This window comes from Streptomyces sp. NPDC008125 (genome assembly GCF_042957125.1).
In the GTDB taxonomy this organism is placed as follows: Bacteria; Actinomycetota; Actinomycetes; order Streptomycetales; family Streptomycetaceae; genus Streptomyces.
Genome location: NZ_JBIBHR010000002.1, coordinates 168,029 through 189,473, shown reverse-complemented (window position 1 = coordinate 189,473; position 21,445 = coordinate 168,029). Strand labels below are relative to the sequence as shown.

The 21,445-nt window shown below is 71.3% G+C and carries 17 protein-coding genes and 1 pseudogene; 8 read left to right on the top strand and 10 right to left on the bottom strand.

Annotated features, from left to right (window positions below; genetic code table 11):
* Positions 1-70 precede the first annotated feature (70 nt).
* Positions 71-2,317 (bottom strand): transglycosylase domain-containing protein, encoded by a 2,247-nt coding sequence (locus ACFZAX_RS03515; RefSeq protein ID WP_390958686.1) that lies wholly within the window; start codon positions 2,315-2,317, stop codon positions 71-73.
* Between the two features lie 616 nt (positions 2,318-2,933).
* On the opposite strand from ACFZAX_RS03515, the gene ACFZAX_RS03510 reads away from it, so the two are divergent.
* Complete coding sequence (locus tag ACFZAX_RS03510) at positions 2,934-3,284, top strand: WhiB family transcriptional regulator (protein ID WP_327177088.1); 351 nt, start codon at positions 2,934-2,936, stop codon at positions 3,282-3,284.
* 211 nt (positions 3,285-3,495) lie between these two features.
* On the opposite strand, the gene ACFZAX_RS03505 is transcribed toward ACFZAX_RS03510, so the two are convergent.
* Positions 3,496-4,908, bottom strand: coding sequence for an ArsA-related P-loop ATPase (locus tag ACFZAX_RS03505; RefSeq protein ID WP_390958685.1), 1,413 nt, complete (start codon positions 4,906-4,908; stop codon positions 3,496-3,498).
* On the bottom strand, positions 4,905-5,879 hold the full coding sequence (locus tag ACFZAX_RS03500) for an ArsA-related P-loop ATPase (RefSeq protein ID WP_390958684.1): 975 nt from the start codon (positions 5,877-5,879) through the stop codon (positions 4,905-4,907). Before ACFZAX_RS03500 ends, ACFZAX_RS03505 begins: the two co-directional genes overlap by 4 nt.
* 70 nt (positions 5,880-5,949) lie before the next feature.
* On the opposite strand from ACFZAX_RS03500, the gene ACFZAX_RS03495 reads away from it, so the two are divergent.
* The 4 genes from ACFZAX_RS03495 (at position 5,950) to ACFZAX_RS03480 (ending at position 8,438) form a co-directional block, all read left to right on the top strand.
* Positions 5,950-6,108 carry a DUF4177 domain-containing protein gene (locus ACFZAX_RS03495; protein WP_073492664.1) on the top strand — a complete coding sequence of 53 codons (159 nt, stop codon included), beginning with the start codon at positions 5,950-5,952 and terminating at the stop codon, positions 6,106-6,108.
* On the top strand, positions 6,108-6,578 hold the full coding sequence (locus ACFZAX_RS03490) for an Atu1372/SO_1960 family protein (protein ID WP_390958682.1): 471 nt from the start codon (positions 6,108-6,110) through the stop codon (positions 6,576-6,578). The genes ACFZAX_RS03495 and ACFZAX_RS03490 overlap by 1 nt, the downstream gene beginning before the upstream one ends.
* A gap of 136 nt (positions 6,579-6,714) precedes the next feature.
* Positions 6,715-7,611: an NUDIX hydrolase gene (locus ACFZAX_RS03485; RefSeq protein WP_390958680.1), complete on the top strand. Its 897-nt coding sequence runs from the start codon at positions 6,715-6,717 to the stop codon at positions 7,609-7,611.
* Positions 7,608-8,438: an MBL fold metallo-hydrolase gene (locus ACFZAX_RS03480; RefSeq protein WP_390958678.1), complete on the top strand. Its 831-nt coding sequence runs from the start codon at positions 7,608-7,610 to the stop codon at positions 8,436-8,438. Before ACFZAX_RS03485 ends, ACFZAX_RS03480 begins: the two co-directional genes overlap by 4 nt.
* Positions 8,439-8,580: 142 nt before the next feature.
* On the opposite strand, the gene ACFZAX_RS03475 is transcribed toward ACFZAX_RS03480, so the two are convergent.
* Positions 8,581-9,255: a Crp/Fnr family transcriptional regulator gene (locus ACFZAX_RS03475; protein WP_150489041.1), complete on the bottom strand. Its 675-nt coding sequence runs from the start codon at positions 9,253-9,255 to the stop codon at positions 8,581-8,583.
* Between the two features lie 398 nt (positions 9,256-9,653).
* On the opposite strand from ACFZAX_RS03475, the pseudogene nth reads away from it, so the two are divergent.
* From nth to ACFZAX_RS03460, 3 genes and pseudogenes are all read left to right on the top strand, one after another.
* Positions 9,654-10,550 (top strand): annotated as a pseudogene (gene nth / locus ACFZAX_RS03470) (endonuclease III); the annotation flags it as partial.
* A 345-nt stretch (positions 10,551-10,895) separates the two neighbouring features.
* Positions 10,896-11,654, top strand: coding sequence for an NUDIX domain-containing protein (locus tag ACFZAX_RS03465; RefSeq protein WP_390958677.1), 759 nt, complete (start codon positions 10,896-10,898; stop codon positions 11,652-11,654).
* A gap of 86 nt (positions 11,655-11,740) precedes the next feature.
* Complete coding sequence (locus ACFZAX_RS03460) at positions 11,741-12,940, top strand: MarP family serine protease (RefSeq protein WP_390958676.1); 1,200 nt, start codon at positions 11,741-11,743, stop codon at positions 12,938-12,940.
* Positions 12,941-13,025: 85 nt separating this feature from the next.
* On the opposite strand, the gene ACFZAX_RS03455 is transcribed toward ACFZAX_RS03460, so the two are convergent.
* The 6 genes from ACFZAX_RS03455 to ACFZAX_RS03430 all read right to left on the bottom strand — a co-directional run bounded on the left by ACFZAX_RS03455 (position 13,026) and on the right by ACFZAX_RS03430 (position 21,444).
* Positions 13,026-13,229 (bottom strand): hypothetical protein, encoded by a 204-nt coding sequence (locus ACFZAX_RS03455; protein ID WP_390958674.1) that lies wholly within the window; start codon positions 13,227-13,229, stop codon positions 13,026-13,028.
* A gap of 106 nt (positions 13,230-13,335) precedes the next feature.
* Complete coding sequence (locus ACFZAX_RS03450) at positions 13,336-14,421, bottom strand: alpha/beta fold hydrolase (protein WP_390958672.1); 1,086 nt, start codon at positions 14,419-14,421, stop codon at positions 13,336-13,338.
* On the bottom strand, positions 14,418-14,951 hold the full coding sequence (locus ACFZAX_RS03445; protein ID WP_390958670.1) for a phage holin family protein: 534 nt from the start codon (positions 14,949-14,951) through the stop codon (positions 14,418-14,420). The genes ACFZAX_RS03450 and ACFZAX_RS03445 overlap by 4 nt, the downstream gene beginning before the upstream one ends.
* Positions 14,952-14,990: 39 nt before the next feature.
* Positions 14,991-16,421 carry a Na+/H+ antiporter NhaA gene (nhaA, locus tag ACFZAX_RS03440; RefSeq protein ID WP_390959224.1) on the bottom strand — a complete coding sequence of 477 codons (1,431 nt, stop codon included), beginning with the start codon at positions 16,419-16,421 and terminating at the stop codon, positions 14,991-14,993.
* 285 nt (positions 16,422-16,706) lie between these two features.
* Positions 16,707-18,704, bottom strand: coding sequence for an acetate--CoA ligase (acs, locus tag ACFZAX_RS03435; RefSeq protein ID WP_390958669.1), 1,998 nt, complete (start codon positions 18,702-18,704; stop codon positions 16,707-16,709).
* 193 nt (positions 18,705-18,897) lie between these two features.
* Positions 18,898-21,444 (bottom strand): SulP family inorganic anion transporter, encoded by a 2,547-nt coding sequence (locus ACFZAX_RS03430; RefSeq protein WP_390958666.1) that lies wholly within the window; start codon positions 21,442-21,444, stop codon positions 18,898-18,900.
* Between the last annotated feature and the right edge of the window lies 1 nt (position 21,445).

The window sequence follows — 21,445 nt, the reverse complement described above, 5'->3', positions numbered from 1 at the left end:
AAAAGGTGGGGCGCCCCCGTCGACCGGGGGCGCCCCACCTTTTTCATGCGCTGGACGTTCGGCCCGTCCGTCAGGGGCCGTTGCCGCCGCCGTCCTGGCCGCCGTGCCGGCCGGCACCCTGGTTGCCGCCGGGGAAGTCCGGCAGGGTGATGCCGGGCGTCGGGGTGTCACCGGCGTCGCCGGTGTCGTCACCCTCGTCGCCCTCGCCGTCGCGGCCCTTGTTCTTGTCCTTGTCGCCCTTCTCCTCGCCCCTGGGGACGGAGACCGGGTTGAAGGACGGGGTCTCGCCGGCGTCGAGGGCGCCGGTCATCGCGATCTTCCAGATCGGGCCGGGCAAGCAGCCACCACAGACCTTGTCGTAGTACTGTCCGCCGATCGTGATGTTGTACATCGGCAGCTTCTTGCCGATGTCGGCGCCGACCCAGACGGCCGTGGACAGGTTCGGCGTGTAGCCGACGAACCAGGCGTCCACCCGCTCGTTCGTCGTACCGGTCTTGCCCGCGTTGTCGCGGTCGCTCAGACCGGCGGCCGTACCGGTGCCGTCCTCGACCACGCCCTTCAGCATCTGGTTGATCGTGTCCGCGGTCTTCTCGCTCATCGCCTGCGAGCAGCTGGACTTCGGCACGGAGAGCTTCTTGCCGTTGGCGTCGGTGATCGACTGGATGGCGATCGGGGTGCAGTACGTGCCGCGGTTGGCGAACGTCGCGTACGTGGCTGCCATGCCGAGCGGGGTGCTCTCCGCACCGCCGAGGGTGACGGAGGGGTCTTCTCCGAGGGCCTTGCCGTCCCCGCGGGCGTAGCCGACCTTCTTCGCCATCCGGACCGTGTCGCAGAGGCCGACCTTCTGCTCCAGTTTGGCGAAGTAGGTGTTGATGGACTTGCCGAGGGCGCCCGTCATGTCGAAGGTGCCCTTCTCCTCCTCCAGTTCGTTCTGCACCTCCCAGTCACCACTGCCGGTCGACGCGCCCGAGCAGGTGGTGAAGGAGCTCATCGGCAGTTCGATCTTGCGTTCCGTGGTGAAGGACTGAGCCGGGCTGATGCCCTTCTCCAGAGCCGCAGCCGCGGTGATCGGCTTGAAGGTCGAGCCGACCTGGAAACCGTAGGTGGAGCCGCCCATCGCGGAGCCGACGGCGAGGTTGAGGACCGTCTGGTTCTTCTTCTGGTCCAGGCCGTAGGGGCGGGACTGGGCCATCGAGAGGATCTTGCCGGTGCCGGGCTCGACCTGGACCACCGAGGCGGCGACCTTGTCGTCCTTGTTGACCTTGGCGATGGAGGCCTCGTCGGCGGCCTCCTGGGCGCGCGGCGAGAGCGTGGTCCTGATGGTCAGACCGCCGAGGTTCCAGAGCTTCGAACGATCCTCGCTCGTCTTGCCGAAGGCGGGGTCGTTGAGGATGACCTTGCGCACGTAGTCGCAGAAGAAACCCGCGCCGCTGACGGCGGTGATGCAGCCGTTCTGCGGAGTCTTGACCTTCAGCTTGATCGGGAGGGCCATGGCCTTGTCGGCGTCGGCCTGCGAGATGCTGCCGGTCGCGGCCATGCGCGCGAGGACCGTGTTGCGGCGCTTGGTCGCCTCTTCCTCGTCGTTGACGGGGTCGTACCGGGTCGGCGACTGGACGATGCCGGCGAGCAGCGCGGCCTCGTCCAGCGTCAGGTCCTTGGCGTGCTTGGAGAAGTACCGCTGGGAGGCGGCCTCCACGCCGTAGGCCTGCTGGCCGAAGAACGTGATGTTGAGGTAGTTCTCGAGGATCTTCTTCTTGCCGAGCTCCTCTTCGACCTGGATCGCGTACTTCAGCTCACGGACCTTGCGGCCCAGGGTCTGCTGGGTGGCCTCGGCGACCTTCTCCGGGTCGTCGCCCGCCTCCTCGACGAACACGTTCTTCACGTACTGCTGGGTGAGGGTCGACGCGCCTTCCGCCGTCCCGCCCGACTGCACGTTGCGGTTCATCGCGCGCAGGATGCCCTTGAGGTCGACCGCCCCGTGCTCGTAGAAGCGCGAGTCCTCGATCGCGACGATCGCGTTCTGCATGTACGGGGAGATGTCCTTGAGCGGTACGACGGTGCGGTCGCGCGAGTAGACCGTCGCGATGGCGCCCCCGTCGGCGTCCAGGATCGTGGTGCGCTGGCTGAGCGGTGGAGTCTTGAGGTTGGCGGGGATCTCGTCGAAACCCTCGACCGTCCCCTTGGCGGCGAGGCCCAGTGCGCCCGCGGCAGGCAGTGCGATGCCCGCCAGCACGGCTCCGGAGAGCGCGGCGACACCGAGGAACTTGGCGGCCTGCTGGGTCGTGGTGAGACCCCCGCCCGAGCGCTTTTTTGGCATGGGGGCAGCCTAATCCGTATCCCTGTACGTTCCGATGGAGCAGGCTCCGCTCGGGATGTTCAGGTACCAACCCGTTACGAGACGCGGGTTTGGACGCCGAATCCAGCACGTCACAGGCGTGCGGGCCGGTCGGCCGGAGTCTGCGGGCGCGCCGGGGCGCAGGTGTGGGCACGCAGGCGTGCGCCGGCGTGACGGCACGGCGCAGTGGCTACGTTGTCATTCGCCGGACACGCGCGCATCCCTTGGCCTAAGCTGCACTCAACTGTCACAGCAGTCCGGCTTTGTATCAACCCCCACGCACACGCCGCACGCATCCCCCGCTCGGCGTTCGTGCAGAGGACCGCACACAGGGCGTCCCCGAAAACGCCTGGTGTGTCATGGAACGTCCCTTGCAACTCGGGTGTACCGTCCCCTTTTTGCATGGTTGGTCTCCCATGTCCTCGCATCACTCCCCTGGGTGATCTGCCGCGTACGCATAGTCCGTTCGGGCCATTCAAGATTGGGCCCGAAGGGGGTGTTGTGCTCGGGGCCGCTTCCGTAACGTCCTCAACTGGCAGCGGTGAATATGCCTCTGCCGCCGTGGGGGAGCCTCAATTCGGGAGAGGACGGCGCCGGCATGGGCTGGGTAACCGACTGGAGTGCGCAGGCAGCCTGCCGCACTACCGATCCGGACGAGCTGTTCGTACAAGGGGCAGCGCAGAACAGGGCCAAGGCGGTGTGCACCGGATGTCCGGTGCGGACGGAGTGCCTGGCCGACGCGCTCGACAATCACGTCGAGTTCGGCGTGTGGGGCGGAATGACCGAACGGGAGCGTCGCGCACTGTTGCGACGCCGTCCCACCGTGACGTCCTGGCGGCGACTGCTGGAGACCGCGCGCAGCGAGTACGAGCGGTCGACGGGCATGCTGCCCGGAGTCATCGACATGGACGACGACGACTTCCAGGAGACGTACGCCGCAGTGGGGTGATCCTCCACGTGGCGCGCCGCGGAGGGACAACCCTCCGCTCCCGCAGCCGGGTTGGCGCGGGGGGACGGCAGGGGGCCGGTCGTCGATGTCCCCGGGCGGAGTAGCGCGAACGCGCTGTACGGGTAAGGCCCGGGCAAACCGGGGCCGCATCACGGTCCGGCGTGCCCGCGCTCCGCGGACGGTCGAGGATCGGCCCATGAGGCCGGGGTCCTCAGGCCGCCCCGGCGGGATCGTGGCCGGCCGCACCCGCGGCGAGGCGTTCGCCCACGGTCCGCAGCCCCGCCAGATCGTGCACGTCGCCCGGCAGCGCGGCCACCTCGGTCACCAGGACCTCGGGATGGGCTGCGGTGAAGTGCTCGCGGGTCCGCCGCTCGCGGGCGACGACCTGCATGCGTTCGGCGTGCAGGCGCAGCAGTCCCTCGGTGAGTTCTTCGATCGCGACCACGGGGACCGCCGGTGTGCCGTCCGCGCCGTCGGGGGTGGGGGACTCAGCGGTTTCGGGGGTGGGGGACTCAGCGGTTTCGGGGGATGCCTCGGGAGGGAGGGCTACCGCCGGGTCACGAGGACCAGTCTTCCCGGGGGCCCCGTCCACCATGCCCGCCGCCTCAAGATTTTCAGCGGCGGCGAGTGCCTGTTCGGCGGTCAGGCGCGCGGCCTCGCTGCCGTGCGCCCGGTTCAGCACCAGCCCCGCCAGCGGCATCCGCTCCGCCGCCAGTCGTTCCACGAAGTACGCCGCCTCGCGCAGCGCGTCCCGCTCCGGCGTCGCGACCACCAGGAACGCCGTCCCCGGGGCCTGGAGCAGCTGGTACGTCGCGTCCGCCCGGGTACGGAACCCGCCGAACATCGAGTCCATGGCGGCCACGAAGGTCTGTACGTCCCGGAGGAACTGGCCGCCCAGCAGCTTGCCGAGGGTGCCCGTCATCATCGACATGCCCACGTTGAGGAACTTCATCCCGGCCCGGCCGCCCATCTTCGCGGGCGCCATCAGCAGCCGGATGAACTTGCCGTCGAGGAACGACCCGAGCCGCTTCGGTGCGTCCAGGAAGTCCAGCGCGGAACGCGAGGGCGGGGTGTCGACGATGATCAGGTCCCACTCGTCGCGCGCCCTCAGCTGCCCGAGCTTCTCCATCGCCATGTACTCCTGCGTGCCCGCGAAGCCGGCCGACAGGGACTGGTAGAAGGGGTTCTCCAGGATGGCGCGGGCCCGTTCGGGGTCGGCGTGCGCCTCGACCGTCTCGTCGAAGGTCCGCTTCATGTCGAGCATCATGGCGTGCAGTTCGCCCTCGCCCGCGATGTCCCCGACCCGGCGCGGGACGTTGTCGAGCTGGTCGATGCCCATGGACTGGGCGAGCCTGCGCGCGGGGTCGATGGTGAGGACGACCACCTTGCGTCCGCGCTCGGCGGCCCGTACGCCGAGCGCCGCGGCCGTGGTCGTCTTGCCGACCCCGCCGGAGCCGCAGCACACCACGATCCGGATGCCGGGGTCGTCGAGCAGCGCGTCGGTGTCGATGCCCGGCGCGCGCACGGGGCCCGTACCGTCCGCCGTCCCCGTACCGTCCACCCGTGCCTCGTCGCCGTCGCCGTCGCCCTCGGTGCCGGTCGCGGTGCCGGACGGCAGCCTCATGACGCCTCCTCTTCCCCTGCGCCCTGTTTGCGGAGCTCCCCGGCCAGGACGTGCAGCGCGGCGAGGTCGATGCCCTCGCCCATCAGCGGCAGCTCGTCCGTGGGCAGTCCGAGCCCGGCCAGTACGGCCCGCTGCTCGCGTTCCAGGCGGACCCGCTGCGCGTGCTCGGCCGCCTGCGCGATCAGCGGACGGACCAGGGCCGCCGAGCCGGTCACGCCCGCCCGGGTCAGGGTCTTCGCGATCTCCTTGCGGCGCGCGCCCGACGCGGTGCGCAGCGCCTCCTCGTCCAGCAGGTGGGGGCGGACCATGTTGACGATCACCCGGCCCACCGGGAGCTGGGCGGCGCGCAGTTCCCCGACGCCGTCCGTGGTCTCCTGCACCGGCATCTCCTCCAGCAGGGTCACCAGATGGACGGCGGTGTCGGGGGACTTGAGGACCCGCATCACGGACTGCGCCTGGTGGTGTATCGGGCCGATCCGGGCCAGCCCGGCCACCTCGTCGTTGACGTTGAGGAAGCGGGTGATCCGGCCGGTGGGCGGTGCGTCCATGATCACGTGGTCGTAGACGAAACGACCCTGCTTGTCCTTGCGGCGCACGGCCTCGCACGCCTTGCCGGTCAGCAGCACGTCCCGGACCCCGGGCGCGATGGTGGTGGCGAAGTCGATCGCGCCGAGCTTCTTGAGCGCCCGGCCCGCGCTGCCGAGCTTGTAGAACATCTGGAGGTAGTCGAGGAGCGCCTGCTCGGCGTCGATGGCCAGGGCGAACACCTCGCCGCCGCCCGGCACGTCGGCGATCCTGCGCTCCTCGTAGGGGGAGGCACCCGCGCCGAAGAGCTCGGCGATGCCGCCGCGGCCCTCCACCTCGACGAGAAGGGTGCGCCGGCCCTCGGCCGCGAGGGCGAGCGCGAGGGCGGCGGCCACCGTGGTCTTACCGGTGCCGCCCTTGCCGCTGACGACCTGGAACCTGCTCACGCTTCGAGCCTAACCAGTAGGTCGCCGGCCTACGCACGGGAGCGCCCGTGCCAGGCGTTACAGTCGGGCCATGACCAAGTGGGAATACGCGACCGTGCCGCTCCTCGTGCACGCGACCAAGCAGATTCTGGACACCTGGGGCGAGGACGGCTGGGAGCTGGTCCAGGTCGTGCCCGGGCCGAACAACCCCGAGCAGCTCGTGGCCTACCTGAAGCGGGAGAGGGCGTAATGGCCGGTACCGTCGAGGCGCGGATCGCCGAGCTGGGACTCACCCTGCCCGACGTCGTTCCGCCGCTGGCCGCGTACCAGCCGGCCGTGCGCTCCGGTGCGTACGTCTACACCTCGGGCCAGCTGCCGATGGTCGAGGGCCGGCTCGGTGTGACCGGCAAGGTCGGCGGCGAGGTGACGGCCGAGGAGGCCAAGGACCTCGCCCGGGTCTGCGCCCTCAACGCCCTCGCGGCCGTGAAGTCGGTCGTCGGTGACCTGGACCGGATCGCCCGGGTCGTCAAGGTCGTCGGATTCGTGGCCTCCGCCCCCGACTTCACCGGACAGCCCGGCGTGATCAACGGCGCCAGCGAGCTGCTGGGCGAGGTGCTCGGCGACAAGGGTGTGCACGCCCGCAGCGCCGTCGGCGTCGCGGTCCTGCCGCTGGACGCGCCGGTCGAGGTCGAGATCCAGGTCGAGCTGATCGACGCCTGACCGTACGCACGTGCTTCCCGTCCCGTCCGGCCTTCCCGGCCGGGCGGGACGTTTTTCGTACCAGCTGTCGATCTCACCAGCAGGGAACGTGCGTTCCCCCCTCGTACGAATCGGCTGATCCCGATAGCCTCCGGCCATGTCCCAAGGTCAGTGGTACCCACCGGAATGGCCCGACCGGATCAGAGCCCTCGCCGCGGGCGAGCTGATGGCCGTGACCCCCCGGCGCGCCGCCACCGTGATGCTGCTGCGGGACTCCTCCGCCGCAGCCGATGGCGGACCGGCCGTCCACATGCTGCGGCGCCGTACCACCATGGCCTTCGCCGGAGGCGCGTACGCCTATCCGGGCGGCGGGGTCGACCCGCGCGACAACGATCACCTCGTCGGCTGGGCCGGTCCCCCGCTGGAGAGCTGGGCCGCGCGGCTGGGAGTCCCGAGCACGGCGGAGGCCCAGGCCATCGTGTGCGCGGCGGTCCGCGAGACCTTCGAGGAGGCGGGTGTACTCCTCGCCGGCCCCACCCCCGACACCGTCGTCGGCGACACCACGGGCGCCGACTGGGAGGCGGACCGCGCGGCACTCGTCGCCCGGGAGATCTCCTTCGTCGGGTTCCTGGAGCGGCGGCGGCTCGTGCTCCGCTCCGACCTGCTCGGCGCCTGGGCCCGCTGGATCACCCCCGAGTTCGAGACCCGGCGCTACGACACCTGGTTCTTCGTCGCGGCGCTCCCGGAGGGCCAGCGCACCCGCAACGCCTCCACCGAGGCCGACCGCACCGTCTGGATCACCCCCGCCGACGCCACCGCCGGCCACGCCCGGGGCGAACTCCGGATGATGCCGCCCACCGTGACGACGCTGCGCTCGCTCCTGCCGTACCGGACGGCCGGAGAGGCACTGGAGGCGGCCGGGACCCAGGACCTCGCCCCCGTCCTCGCACGGGTCCGGCTGGAGGGTGACCAGTTGGTGCTGAGCTGGCCGGGACACGATGAATTCACCACGCCCGTCCCGCCCGCGGGACCCGGAGCCGGAGGAACAGCATGAGCGAGGCCGCGCTTCTGCCCGGACAGCCCCGTGGACAGGTCGTCTCCGGACCCGCCACCGCCCGCGCGGTCAACGTCCTGGCCCCCAACGCCTCCCCGATGACCCTGGACGGCACCAACACCTGGATCCTCGCCGAACCGGACTCGGACCTCGCGGTCGTCCTGGACCCGGGACCGCTCGACGACACCCACCTGCGCGCCGTGATCGACACCGCCGCACGGGCCGGCCGGCGCATCGCGCTCACCCTGCTCACCCACGGCCACCCGGACCACGCCGAGGGCGCCGCGCGCTTCGCGGAGCTGACCCGTACGAAGGTGCGCGCGCTCGACCCCGCGCTCCGGCTCGGCGACGAGGGACTGGCGGCGGGGGACGTCATCACCACCGGTGGGCTCGAACTCCGGGTCGTCCCCACGCCCGGACACACCGCCGACTCGCTCTCCTTCCACCTGCCCGCGGACGGCGCGGTGCTCACCGGCGACACCGTCCTCGGCCGGGGCACGACCGTCGTCGCGCATCCGGACGGGCGGCTCGGCGACTACCTCGACACTCTGCGGCGGCTGCGCTCGCTGACCACGGACGACGGCGTCCACACCGTGCTGCCGGGCCACGGGCCGGTACTGGAGGACGCCCAGGGCGCGGTCGAGTTCTACCTCGCGCACCGCGCGCACCGGCTGGCCCAGGTGGAGACGGCGGTGGAGTCCGGGCTGCTCACGCCGTCCGAGGTGGTGGCCCGGGTGTACGCGGACGTCGACCGGTCCCTGTGGCCGGCGGCGGAACTGTCCGTACGGGCGCAGCTGGAGTACCTGGCGGAGCACGGGCTGATCTGACACGGGGACCGGTTTCCGCCCCGAGGGGTCCCGCGCACCCGGGAACGCCGAGAGGCCCCGCCTGACGGCAGGGCCTCTTCGTGCGTGTGCGCGGTCGCGTCGGCGCTGGGGGCCCGGCGCGTCACGTGTACCGCGTGGGGGCTCAGCGCGAGCGCTTCGCCAGCCGCTCGACGTCGAGCAGGATCACGGCGCGGGCCTCCAGGCGGAGCCAGCCGCGTCCCGCGAAGTCCGCGAGCGCCTTGTTGACCGTCTCGCGGGAGGCGCCGACCAGCTGGGCCAGCTCCTCCTGGGTGAGGTCGTGGACGACGTGGATGCCTTCCTCGGACTGGACGCCGAAGCGGCGCGACAGGTCCAGGAGAGCGCGGGCGACACGGCCCGGCACGTCGGAGAAGACCAGGTCGGACATCTGGTCGTTGGTCTTGCGCAGGCGGCGGGCGACGGCACGCAGCAGCGCGGTGGCGACCTCGGGGCGGGCGTTCAGCCAGGGCTGGAGGTCGCCGTGGCCGAGGCCGAGCAGCTTGACCTCGGTGAGCGCGGTCGCGGTGGCGGTGCGCGGACCCGGGTCGAACAGCGACAGCTCGCCGATCAGCTCCCCCGGGCCCAGTACGGCGAGCATGTTCTCGCGGCCGTCGGGGGAGGTGCGGTGGAGCTTCACCTTGCCGTCGGTGACCACGTACAGGCGGTCGCCGGGGTCACCCTCGTGGAACAGCGCGTCTCCGCGTGCGAGGGTCACCTCACTCATCGAGGCGCGGAGTTCCGCGGCCTGCTCGTCATCGAGCGCCGCGAAAAGCGGGGCGCGTCGTAGAACGTCGTCCACGAGATCTCTCCTTGTCGGCCTGTTCAGGGAACCGTGGTCCCCATCATGCCGGACGGTAAAACAGTGCGATCAATCACAAACCAGTTTGACGCACGAGTCGCCCGGATCGTACGGCAGGGGGCCGATCGAGGGCTGATACCCGCTGACAGGGGCGAATCCACGGGCCGGCCCTCGACCGACGACGACAAAGCCCGGCGCGGCACCTCGCGGCGTTGTCGGACCTTCCGTGTACACCCAGTACACGGGAGATCCTCCGCCTTGCGATGCGCCGCACCGGACACCGCCCGCCGCTCCGACGCGAATTGTCGGACACGGCCTAGGCTGACCGGGTGTCCGGAAAGCTGCTGGGAGCGAAGGGCGAGGGGGCCGTCTAGGTGTCGGAGAAGCAGGATTCAGCTATGGGCGAACAAGGCTCGGGGGTGCCGCGGAAGGGCACTGCACGGACACCCGCCGGCGCCGACCGGCCCGCCGCGAAGGCGCGGCCGGCCCGGTCGAAGTCCGGCGGCGCGTCGAAGACCGCGCCGGCGAAGCCGGCCAAGCCGGAGTCGCATCTCGCGATGGTCCGCCGTGCCCGCCGGATCAACCGCGAACTGGCCGAGGTCTACCCGTACGCCCATCCGGAACTCGACTTCCGCAACCCCTTCGAACTCCTCGTAGCCACCGTCCTCTCCGCGCAGACCACCGACCTGAGGGTCAACCAGACCACCCCGGCGCTCTTCGCCGCCTACCCCACCCCCGAGGACATGGCCGCAGCCGTTCCGGAGGACATGGAGGAGCTGATCCGGCCGACCGGGTTCTTCCGGGCGAAGACCCGGTCGCTCCTCGGCCTCTCGGCCGCGCTCCGGGACAACTTCGGCGGCGAGGTGCCCGGCCGCCTGGAGGACCTGGTGACGCTGCCCGGCGTCGGCCGCAAGACGGCCAACGTGGTGCTCGGCAACGCTTTCGGAGTCCCGGGAATCACTGTCGACACCCACTTCGGCCGACTGGTGCGGCGCTGGAAGTGGACCGACGAGGAGGACCCGGTGAAGGTCGAGGCGGTGGTCGCCGGGATCTTCCCCAAGAGCGAGTGGACGATGCTCTCCCACCGGGTCGTGTTCCACGGCCGCCGGATCTGCCACTCCCGCAAGCCCGCCTGCGGCGCGTGCCCGATCGCCCCGCTCTGCCCCTCGTACGGAGAGGGGGAGACGGACCCCGCGAAAGCCAGGAAGCTGCTGAAGTACGAGAAGGGCGGCTATCCGGGGCAGCGCCTGAGCCCGCCCGCCGACTACCCGGGCGACCCCGCGCCGGGCCTGGGCGAGCGGGAGGCCGCCGCGCAGGAGGCCGCCCTGGAGACCGCGCTGGAGGACGGAGCCGGGGGCGCGGGCTCCGCGGACGCGTCGGGTGCCGAGGCGGCGTCGGACCGCAAGGCCGCACCGGGTGGCAAGGCCGCGCGTCAGGCGAAGGCCGCGCCGGGCACGGGAGCCGAATGAGGGAGAACGCGCCCCGCGCCTCACGCCCGGAGCCCGCCGCGCCCCCGGCGCCTCCGGCGGGCTGCGCCGCCCCGGCGGCCGTCGTCATGGAACGTCCCGGCGCGTCCCCCGTACGGATGAGGCCGGAACGAATTGGCAGATGACAGGCGTTGTGAGAAATCGGGGGTGCCCATGACCTACACACCGAGCACGACGCGGCCGACGAGCGCCGCGCAGACGGACGGCGGGACGCACCGGTCGGGCGAGCAGCCCGCCGCCGGGGACGCGGTCGCCGTCACCACCGAGGGCATGCCGTCGTGGCTCGCCCCGGTGGCGAAGGCCGCCCGCGACGTGCGGCCGCAGCAGCTGAGCCGTTTCCTGCCGCCGGAGAGCGGCGCCGGGCGACAGTCGGCCGTACTGATCCTCTTCGGCGAGGGCGGACGCGGACCGGAGCTGCTGCTGATGGAGCGCGCCGGAACCCTCCGTTCGCACGCGGGGCAGCCGGCCTTCCCGGGTGGCGCGCTCGACCCCGAGGACGGCGACCCGGCGACGAGCGGGCCGCTCCGGGCGGCGCTGCGGGAGGCCGAGGAGGAGACCGGTCTCGACCCGCGCGGTGTGCAGATCTTCAGCGTGCTGCCCCGGCTCTACATCCCGGTCAGCAGCTTCGTGGTGACCCCGGTGCTCGGCTGGTGGCGGACCCCGAGCCCGGTGCGCGCGGTCGACGCCGCCGAGACGGCCCGGGTCTTCACCGTTCCCGTGGCCGATCTCACGGACCCGGCCAACCGGGTGATCACCAAGCATCCCAGCGGCTTCCTGGGCCCCGCGTTCCTGGTGGAGAACGCCCTGGTCTGGGGGTTCACCGCCGGTCTGATCGACCGGATTCTCCACTTCGCGGGCTGGGAACGCCCCTGGGACAGGACCAGGCAGGTGCCGCTCGACTGGCACGCATGACAGGCTGGCTCTCCTGCTGGGTTGTTCCGGGCCCCCGGACCCCGTCACCCGACGGGCCAGGTGACGAATCTGCGAGGCTATAGACGGTGAACGTGCTGGACATCCTGCTGCTCGTCGGCGCCGTGTGGTTCGCGGTCATCGGCTACCGCCAGGGTTTCGTCGTCGGCATCCTGTCCGTGATCGGCTTCCTGGGGGGAGGCCTGGCCGCGGTCTACCTGCTGCCGCTCCTCTGGGACAAGGTCACGGCCAACTCCGAGGTCTCCTCGACGGCCGCCGTGGTGGCGGTCGTGATCGTGATCGTGTGCGCGTCGGTCGGCCAGGCCCTCACCACCCACCTCGGCAACAAACTCCGCGGGCACATCACCTGGTCGCCGGCGCGCGCCGTTGACGCCACCGGCGGCGCCCTGGTCAACGTGTGCGCGATGCTGCTGGTCGCCTGGCTGATCGGGTCCGCCCTGGCGGGCACGTCCCTCCCCACCCTGGGCAAGCAGGTCCGCAACTCCTCCGTCCTGCTCGGTGTCTCCCGGGTGATGCCCCAGCAGACGTCCACCTGGTTCGACGACTTCTCCTCGGTCCTCGCCCAGAACGGCTTTCCGCAGGTCTTCAGCCCGTTCGCCAACGAGCCGATCACCGAAGTCGAGCCCCCCGACCCGGCGTTGACCGGCAGTCCGGTGGTGGCCCGTGCGAAGAAGTCCGTCGTCAAGGTCGTCGGCATGGCCCCGAGCTGCGGAAAGGTCCTCGAAGGCACCGGCTTCGTCTTCGCGGACGGTCGCGTCATGACCAACGCCCACGTCGTCGGCGGCGTCGACGAGCCCACCGTCCAGGTCGGCGGCGAGGGACGGGTGTACGACGCGAAGGTCGTCGTCTACGACTGGCAGCGCGACATCGCCGTACTCGACGTTCCGGAACTCCATTCCACCGCACTGGACTTCACCGGATCGGACGCCAGGACCGGCGACAGCGCCATCGTGGCCGGCTTCCCGGAGAACGGCGACTACGACGTCCGCTCCGCCCGGGTCCGCGGCCGGATCCAGGCCAGCGGTCTCGACATCTACCACCGGGGCATCGTCCACCGCGACGTGTACTCGCTCTACGCGCTCGTACGGCAGGGAAACTCCGGCGGCCCCCTGCTCACTCCGGACGGCCAGGTGTACGGAGTGGTGTTCGCCAAGTCGCGCGACGACGCCGACACCGGCTACGTGCTGACCGCCGACGAGATCCAGCCGGACATCGACGCCGGCCGCACGGCCGACCAGCAGGTCGACACCCAGGGGTGCGCGCTCTGACCGTGGTCGTCTCCCCGCGCGGGCGGTGTGCCGGTGCGGGGAGACGGCTGGGTGCGGGTGGTGGTCGGGTGTGTGCGGTTCCCGGTCAGGTGCGGGGATGGCGCAGTCGCGCCGATACCCAACGGGCCCGCCGACGGAGGATGCGGGGAATGCCGAGCCGAGGATCGTGTATGACCTGCACGGTATGCATATGGCCCGTGGGGCCGCCCCCCTCGTGAGTGCTCACCGCGGCAGTGGCGGTCGAGCGGCGGTTGCGTGCTGCGTCACCGAAGTCGTGCGTCCAGCCCATACCCCGACGTGTGCCCCTGACCCATGGTCGGTAATCGTGCGGAAGCAAGCCAATCGGCCTATGCGCGCGGCACGTGGCCGTTCGACGCACACCTGTACGTATCGGATCAGCGATCGGGCTCGGGATCCTTGAGCCAGTTGATGAGTTCGGTCGAGAAGGCGGTCGGATCCTCCTCGTGCGGGAAGTGCCCGAGACCGTCGAAAAGTCGCCACCGATAGGGAGCCTCGACGTACTCGCCGGACCCCGCCGCACTCCGCGTACGCATCGCTGGATCGAGTGAACCGTGCAGGTGCAGGGTGGGCACCCGGACCGGTCGTTTCATGCGCCGGTAGAACTGCACCCCGTCCGGACGGGCCATCGACCGCACCATCCACCGGTACGGCTCCACCGCGCAGTGCGCCGTGGACGGGATGCACATCGCACGGCGGTAGACGTCCAGCGTCGGGTCGTCCGGGAAGACGGTGTCGTCCGGCCCCGCCCACTCCTCGATCAGCCGGCCCACCAGGGCGCCCTCGTCCGCGACGAGCTGACGCTCCGGCAGCCATGGCCGCTGGAACCCCCAGACGTACGAACCGGCCCTGGACTGGGCGAAGTCCGAGAGCATCGAGGAACGCCAGCGGCGCGGGTGCGGCATCGAGGACACCACGAGGCGGCGCACCAGCTTCGGCCGCATCACGGCCGCCGTCCAGGCGAGGTAACCGCCCATGTCGTGGCCGACGAGGGCCGCGTCGGGCTCGCCGAGCGACCGGATCACGCCGGTGACGTCGAGCGCCAGGTTGGCGGGGTCGTACCCCCTGGGCGTGCGGTCGCTGCCCCCGACGCCACGCAGGTCCATCGCGACGGCGCGGAAGCCCGCCTCGGCGAGGGCGGGCAGCTGGTGGCGCCAGGTCCACCAGAACTGCGGGAAGCCGTGCAGCAGGAGCACGAGGGGGCCGGAGCCCATCTCCGCGATGTGGAAGCGCGCCCCGTTGGCGGCCACGTCGCGGTGCGTCCAGGGGCCGTCCAGCCGTACCGGACCGCCGGAGGCCGCCGGGCGGCCACCGCCCGCCGGGGCGACGGGGACCACGGGGGACGGCGCCGCCGGCCCGCCGTCGGAGGCGGGCCGCGCGGCGTCCGGGGTGGACCCGGACGGCTCCGGCGCGGGACGCGCGGAGCCTGTCGTGCCGAATGCGCTGCTTTCGGGGACCGTCATGCCGAAGAGCGTGCCACAGCGGACGACTTGTCCTGAACCGGGCTCTTCTCGACGGCCTTGTCCACGAGGGAGGAACCACCGATCGCGGGACGGGACGGGCCGGGCGCGACGACCGGGCGGGGGTGCGGCTTGACGCCCTGGAGAACGGCCGCGCTCTGCTTCGCGGACGCGATCGACTTCTCCGGCGGCTTGACCTTCTTGAACTTGGCGACGGCGAAGAGCGCCAGCAGTACGCCCAGGAGAATGAAGGCTCCGCCGACGATCAGGAACGACCAGGCCAGGCCCAGCCCCAGGTTGTGAATGCCGTACGCCGCGGCGAAGCTCAGCGTCGGAATCGCGAACAGGAGCAGGACGCCCGCGATGATGCCGGCGGCGCTGCCCATGACGCCCCGCTTGACGTCCTGGCGTACCTCGGCCTTGGCCAGGGCGATTTCGTCGTGCACCAGTGCGGACATCTCGGCGGTCGCCGTGGCGACCAGCTGTCCCAGACTGCGGTCCGCGCCGCCCACGAAATTGCCGGGGTCGCTCATCCCTGACTCCCTCTCCTCTTCAACACATCCGGTGACAGATCATGCCGGACTGTCCGGCTTGCTGCCCGCTGCCCCCGCCCGTTCGGCGAGACGGCGGTGCTCGGCCGCCCTCCGTTCGTGGAGTGCGGCCATCCGCAGGTGGTACCCGGGATCGTCCTGCTCGTAGACGTCGGGGATCCCCGACGCGTCCTCGTCCCGCTCCTCCGCCTCGTACAGCGCCCGGTGGACGCGTACCCGGAGTTTGAGCAGTACACCGGAGACTACGGTGGCGATGAGCGAACCGAGCAGAACGGACGCCTTGACTTCGTTGGTCATGTCCTCGTCGCCGGCGAAGGCAAGCTCGCCGATGAGCAGCGAGACGGTGAATCCGATGCCGGCGAGCGCGGCGACCGCGAAGACGTCCGCCCAGGCCAGGGCCGGGTTCAGCTCGGCCCTGGTGAAGCGGGTGGCGAGCCGGGCGCCCCCGTAGATGCCGACGGTCTTGCCGACGACGAGGCCGAGGACGACGCCGAGCGTCTCGGGCCGGGTGAAGACTTCGGCGAGCGCGTCGCCGCGCAGCGTCACCCCGGCGGCGAAGAGGGCGAACAACGGGACGGCGAGCCCGGCGGAGAGCGGGCGCACCAGATGCTCGATGCGCTCACCGGGGGAGCGCTCCTCGCCCTCGCGCCGGACGCACCGCAGCATCAGTCCCATGGCGACGCCCGCGATGGTGGCGTGCACGCCGCTGTTGTACATCAGCCCCCAGACGACGAGGGCCAGCGGTACGTACACCCACCAGCCGCGGACCTCGAAGCGGAGCAGGGCCCAGAAGAGGGCCAGCCCGAGGAAGGCGCCGCCCAGGGCCAGGAAGTCGATCGACTCGGTGAAGAACACCGCGATGATCAGGATGGCGAAGAGGTCGTCGACGACGGCCAGCGTCAGCAGGAAGGCCCGGAGCGAGCTCGGCAGCGAGGTGCCGAGGACGGCGAGGACGGCGAGCGCGAAGGCGATGTCGGTCGCGGTCGGCACGGCCCAGCCGCCCAGACTGCCCCCGCCGACGGTGTTGGTGAGTACGTAGACGAGCGCGGGCACCGCCATCCCGCACAGGGCGGCGACGACCGGCAGGGCGGCCGTCCTGGGGTCGCGGAGCTCGCCCGCGACCAGCTCGCGCTTGAGCTCCGCGCCCGCGACGAAGAAGAAGACGGCGAGCAGTCCGTCGGCGGCCCAGTGCTCCACGGAGAGGTCGAGGCCGAGGGCCGCCGGCCCGAAGTGGTAGTCGCTGACCGCCGTGTAGGAAGAGCCGAGCACGTTGGCCCAGACGAGTGCCGCGATGGCCGCCACCAGCAGGACGACGCCGCCGACCGTCTCCGTGCGCAGCGCGTCCGCGAGGTAGGTCCGCTCCGGCAGCGGCAGGCGGCCCAGCAGGGTCGGCCGGGAGGGCGCAGGGGGCGCGGCGGGCGGGTGCGGCGGGGTGCGGCGGGATTCGGCCACGGGAGAGACCTCCGGTTCGGGGTGGTGGCTGAGGACATGGCGGACACGCTCGCCGACCAGACTTCCCGGCACCCCTATGAAGATCTTCCCCGCTTCCGCGCGGGTACGGCCACTGTAAGGCCTTGCGTTCGAATCAGGCCGGGCTCCGGGCTCGATCCGGACGCACGGCCCCGCGGTGGCCGCCCGCACGCGCGAGGGGCATCCGGCGCGTTGCCGGATGCCCCTCGGAGCCGTACAGCAGCTCTGGTTCGCTCAGTCCTCGCTCACCTTTCGCCCGGTCCTCGCTCAGCCTTCGGAGGACCCCTTGGGGAACTCCGCCTGGATGAGGGACATGACCGACGGGTCCGTGAGCGTGGTGACGTCGCCCAGCTCGCGGTTCTCGGCCTTGTCGCGCAGCAGACGTCGCATGATCTTGCCCGAGCGGGTCTTGGGCAGCTCCGCCACCGGCAGCACCCGCTTGGGCTTGGCGATCGGACCCAGCGTGGCGCCGACGTGGTTGCGGAGCTCGGCCAGCAGCTCGTCGGAGGAGGTCGCCGTCCCGCGCAGGATGACGAAGGCGACGATCGCCTGACCGGTCGTCTCGTCGGCCGCGCCGACCACCGCCGCCTCGGCGACCGCCGGGTGCGAAACGAGCGCCGACTCGACCTCGGTGGTCGAGATGTTGTGGCCGGAGACGAGCATGACGTCGTCGACCCGGCCGAGCAGCCAGATGTCGCCGTCCTCGTCCTTCTTGGCGCCGTCGCCCGCGAAGTACTTGCCCTCGAAGCGCGACCAGTAGGTGTCGATGAAGCGCTGGTCGTCGCCCCAGATGGTGCGGAGCATCGACGGCCACGGCTCGGTGAGGACGAGGTAGCCGCCCCCGCCGTCCGGGACCTCACGGGCCTCGTCGTCGACGACGGTGGCGGAGATTCCGGGCAGGGCGCGCTGGGCGGAGCCGGGCTTCGTCGCGGTGACGCCGGGCAGCGGCGAGATCATCATCGCGCCGGTCTCGGTCTGCCACCAGGTGTCCACGACGGGGCACGTGTCGGCGCCGATGTGCTTGCGGTACCAGACCCACGCCTCGGGGTTGATCGGCTCGCCGACCGAGCCGAGGACGCGCAGGCTGCTCAGGTCGAACTTGGCGGGGATGTCGTCCCCCCACTTCATGAACGTGCGGATCGCGGTCGGCGCGGTGTAGAGGATCGAGACGCCGTACTTCTGCACGATCTCCCAGAACCGGCCCTGGTGCGGGGTGTCCGGGGTGCCCTCGTACATGACCTGGGTCGCGCCGTTCGCCAGCGGCCCGTAGACGATGTACGAGTGGCCGGTGACCCAGCCGATGTCGGCCGTGCACCAGTAGACGTCGGTCTCGGGCTTGAGGTCGAAGACGGCGTGGTGGGTGTAGGCCGCCTGGGTGAGGTACCCGCCGGAGGTGTGCAGGATGCCCTTCGGCTTACCCGTCGTCCCCGAGGTGTACAGGATGAAGAGCGGCTGCTCCGCCTCGAAGGCTTCGGGGGTGTGCTCGGCGGACTGCCGGCCGGTGATCTCGTCCCACCAGACGTCCCGGCCCTCGGTCCACGCGGTGTCCTGACCGGTGCGGCGCACTACCACGACGTGCTCGACGCTCTCGATACGGGACACGGCGTCGTCGACCGCGGGCTTCAGCGCCGACGGCTTGCCGCGGCGGTATCCGCCGTCCGCGGTGACGACGACCTTGGCGTCGGCGTCCCGGATGCGGGCGGCGATGGCGTCGGCGGAGAAGCCGCCGAAGACCACCGAGTGGGCGGCGCCGATGCGGGCGCAGGCCAGCATCGTGATCGCGGCCTCGGGGATCATCGGCAGGTAGACGGCGACCCGGTCGCCCTTGCCGACGCCCAGTTCGGTCAGCGCGTTGGCCGCCCGCGAGACCTCGTCCTTCAGCTCCGCGTAGGTGATCGCCCGGCTGTCGCCCGGCTCGCCCTCGAAGTGGATGGCGACCCGGTCGCCGTTGCCCGCCTCCACATGGCGGTCCACGCAGTTGTACGCGACGTTGAGCGTGCCGTCCGCGAACCACTTCGCGAACGGCGGGTTGCTCCAGTCGAGCGTCTCGGTCGGCTCGGTGGCCCAGGTGAGGCGGCGGGCCTGCTCGGCCCAGAAGCCCAGCCGGTCCGCGGCTGCCTGTTCGTACGCCTCCGCCGTGACATTGGCGTTCGCGGCCAGCTCGGCCGGCGGCTCGAACCGGCGCTCTTCCCGCAGCAGGTTGGCCAGGCTTTCGTTGCTCACGACATCTCCCGTTCCCAGGGTGACCGTTGTGTCCCGGGGCATAGCTCATCAGGCGAAAGGCCGGGTGACAAGTGTCTGCCGTAAATTGGTTTAGACCTTTTCCTCGTGCAAGGAGGGACTCCGCCCTCCCGTCCCGCCGGCGCGGCAGTCGCTACGGCGTATCCGTACCGACCGTGCCGCGCCCGCGGGAGAGCGGCGGAATCACAAGGTCTCACGTCCCGGGGGCACCACCGGTTCAGGCGAGGCTGTGGCCGGCCTCCTGGTGACCGGGGCCGTCCTCCACACGCGCCTCCCCCTGATCGGGACCGATGCCCGGCGCCACCCGTTCGAAGACCTCGTCCGGGCCCGAACCGGAACTGGCGTCCTCCGTCAGCAGATAGGCCTGCGCCTCCCCGACGTGGAAGTACATGCCGTGCAGCTGAAGGGTGCCGTCCGCCAGCCGGCGCGCCACCGACTCGTGGGCGCGCAGGTGGTCGAGCTGCTGGACGACGTTGGTCAGGCAGAGCTGTTCCACCTCGTCGGCGGGCATCCGGCCGGCGATGCGCGCCCAGGAACGGTCGCGGGAGGACATGCGGTCCAGGCTCGGCAGCCCGTGCCGCAGCCACCGCCACAGGGGCGTGTTCCGGGGCGTCCCCGGCTCGGCGTTGAGCAGCGCCTGCATGGCACCGCAGCCGGAGTGCCCGCAGACCGTGATGGATTCGACCCGCAGGACGTCCACCGCGTACTCGATCGCCGCGGCCACCGAGTCGTCGCCGCCCGCGTCGGCCCCGGCCCCCGGTGGGGGAACGAGATTGCCCACGTTGCGCACGGTGAACAGATCGCCCGGGCCGCTCGACGTGATCATGCTCGTGACGAGGCGGGAGTCCGCACAGGTGAGGAAGAGCTGGGTCGGTCGCTGGCCCTCCGCCGCGAGACGGGCGAGCTCCTCGCGGACCAGCGGGGCCGTGTTGAGCTGGAAGGCACTGATGCCGCTCAGCAGGCGGTGCCCGCCGCGCCGGGAAGCGTCGGCGCGCGCCACGGAGTGTCCGTCCGCCTCCGGCGCCTGTTTCACGGGAAGCCCGTCGGCACCCCCTGTCCTGGTGCGGAGGTGATCCGCGGCGGTGGTGGGCTGGTGCGGGCGGTCGTGGCAGTGGTGGTTGCGCCAGGGCGTCCACGGGCGGCAGCAGGAGTGCGCCGCCGACGCGGGTTCCGCGATCCTCCCCCCGGACCTGCCGGTGAAGACGATGCTGCCGCCGTGGGCCTCCTGGGTGGTGCGCCAGTCCTGAATGGCCTCGTAGGCCGCGTGGTCCATGAAGAAACCGTCCAGTTCCACGATCGCGTCGACGCCTTGGGGGAGTTGGTTGAGGATGCGGCTGAGCCGGGGAACCGCGAGGAAGGTCAACTGGCCCCGGACGATGACCAGGAAGCGGCCGTCGCTCTCGCTCACGGTGACGCGGGTGCCGGCGAGCCGGTGCAGCGCCGTGCCCACGGCGGCCGTGATGCCGATCGCGACGCCGGCCAGCACGCCGAAGACCACGACTCCGGTGATCGTGGCGCCGTAGACCAGGAATTCGCGGTGCCGGTGGACGTTCCTGATGTGGGCGTAGTTCACCATCTGGATGCCGACGACCATGACGAGGGCGGCCAGCGCGGCGAGCGGGATCCATTCGAGCACGGCGACCAGGAACGCCGTCGCGAGCAGCACCCAGAGGCCGTGCATCACGGTCGCGGCGCGGCCGGTGGCTCCGGCGCGGACGTTCGCGGAACTGCGCACCGCACCACCGGAGATCGGCAGCCCGCCGAGCATCCCGGCGAGCGTGTTGGTGATGCCCTGGCCCCGCAACTCGCGGTCCAGATCGGAGCGGGGGACGCGCGGAAGAGGCAGGTCGGGCTGCTGAAGGGCATGTCGGGACGCGCGGTCGGAAGCCAGCTTGTCCACCGCCACGGCCGCCAGGAGCGACTCCAGGCTGCCGACCAGCATCACGGTGAACATCGCGGTGGCGAGGGCGAGTACGGGGCCGTGCGGCATTTCGGGGAGGGCGTGCGAGCTCCAGGAGGGCAGGTCCACCCGGCTGATGCGGGGCGCGGCGACGGCCGCCACCGCCGTGGCCGCGGCGACCGAGGCGAGCGCGGCCGGAACCCTGCGGAGCACGCGGCCCACGCCACCGGGAATCCGCGGCCAGAGCACCAGCAGGGCGATGGTCAGGGCTCCGATCAGCGGTGCGGCCGGATTGATCCGCGCCAACTGCTCCGGCAGCGCGAGGGCGTTGTCCACCGCGGAGCTCTGTGGGGAGCCGCCGAGAACGATGTGCAACTGGGCGAGTGCGATGGCCACCCCGATGCCGGCGAGGGTGCCGTGGACGATCGCGGGGCTGACGGCGAGAGCGGCCCGTGCCGCTCTCAGTGAGCCCAGCAGGATCTGGAGCAGCCCGGCTCCGACGGTGATGGCACAGGTCGTGCGCCAGCCGTAGACCTGGATCAACTCGGCCGTCACGACGGTCAGTCCGGCGGACGGCCCGCTGACCTGGAGCGGGGTGCCGCCGATCAGTCCGGCGACGATGCCGCCGATCGCGGCGGAAATGAGGCCGGCCTCCAGCGGCGCGTCCATGGCGACGGCGAGACCGAGCGACATGGGGACGGCGATGAGGAAGACCGTGATCGAGGCGGAGAGGTCGCCCGTGGTGACGCGGAAGCGGTGGCCTCCGCGCGACGGCGGGCTGTGGGGCCGCTTCTCCCCGGCAGCGCGGGGGAGGTGGGGGCCGTGGTGGTCTCGGTTCTTTCGGGTGGGTACACAGGCAGGCATT

What these genes read in the sequence shown, in the direction of transcription:
- ACFZAX_RS03430 (WP_390958666.1), bottom strand. Translation starts at nt 21,444, where the DNA reads ATGCCTGCCTGTGTACCCACCCGAAAGAACCGAGACCACCACGGCCCC.
- ACFZAX_RS03490 (WP_390958682.1), top strand. Translation starts at nt 6,108, where the DNA reads ATGGCCGGTACCGTCGAGGCGCGGATCGCCGAGCTGGGACTCACCCTG.
- ACFZAX_RS03510 (WP_327177088.1), top strand. Translation starts at nt 2,934, where the DNA reads ATGGGCTGGGTAACCGACTGGAGTGCGCAGGCAGCCTGCCGCACTACC.
- ACFZAX_RS03480 (WP_390958678.1), top strand. Translation starts at nt 7,608, where the DNA reads ATGAGCGAGGCCGCGCTTCTGCCCGGACAGCCCCGTGGACAGGTCGTC.
- ACFZAX_RS03445 (WP_390958670.1), bottom strand. Translation starts at nt 14,951, where the DNA reads ATGAGCGACCCCGGCAATTTCGTGGGCGGCGCGGACCGCAGTCTGGGA.
- ACFZAX_RS03515 (WP_390958686.1), bottom strand. Translation starts at nt 2,317, where the DNA reads ATGCCAAAAAAGCGCTCGGGCGGGGGTCTCACCACGACCCAGCAGGCC.
- acs (WP_390958669.1), bottom strand. Translation starts at nt 18,704, where the DNA reads ATGCCCCGGGACACAACGGTCACCCTGGGAACGGGAGATGTCGTGAGC.
- ACFZAX_RS03450 (WP_390958672.1), bottom strand. Translation starts at nt 14,421, where the DNA reads ATGACGGTCCCCGAAAGCAGCGCATTCGGCACGACAGGCTCCGCGCGT.
- ACFZAX_RS03465 (WP_390958677.1), top strand. Translation starts at nt 10,896, where the DNA reads ATGACCTACACACCGAGCACGACGCGGCCGACGAGCGCCGCGCAGACG.
- ACFZAX_RS03505 (WP_390958685.1), bottom strand. Translation starts at nt 4,908, where the DNA reads ATGAGGCTGCCGTCCGGCACCGCGACCGGCACCGAGGGCGACGGCGAC.
- ACFZAX_RS03485 (WP_390958680.1), top strand. Translation starts at nt 6,715, where the DNA reads ATGTCCCAAGGTCAGTGGTACCCACCGGAATGGCCCGACCGGATCAGA.
- ACFZAX_RS03495 (WP_073492664.1), top strand. Translation starts at nt 5,950, where the DNA reads ATGACCAAGTGGGAATACGCGACCGTGCCGCTCCTCGTGCACGCGACC.
- ACFZAX_RS03455 (WP_390958674.1), bottom strand. Translation starts at nt 13,229, where the DNA reads ATGGGCTGGACGCACGACTTCGGTGACGCAGCACGCAACCGCCGCTCG.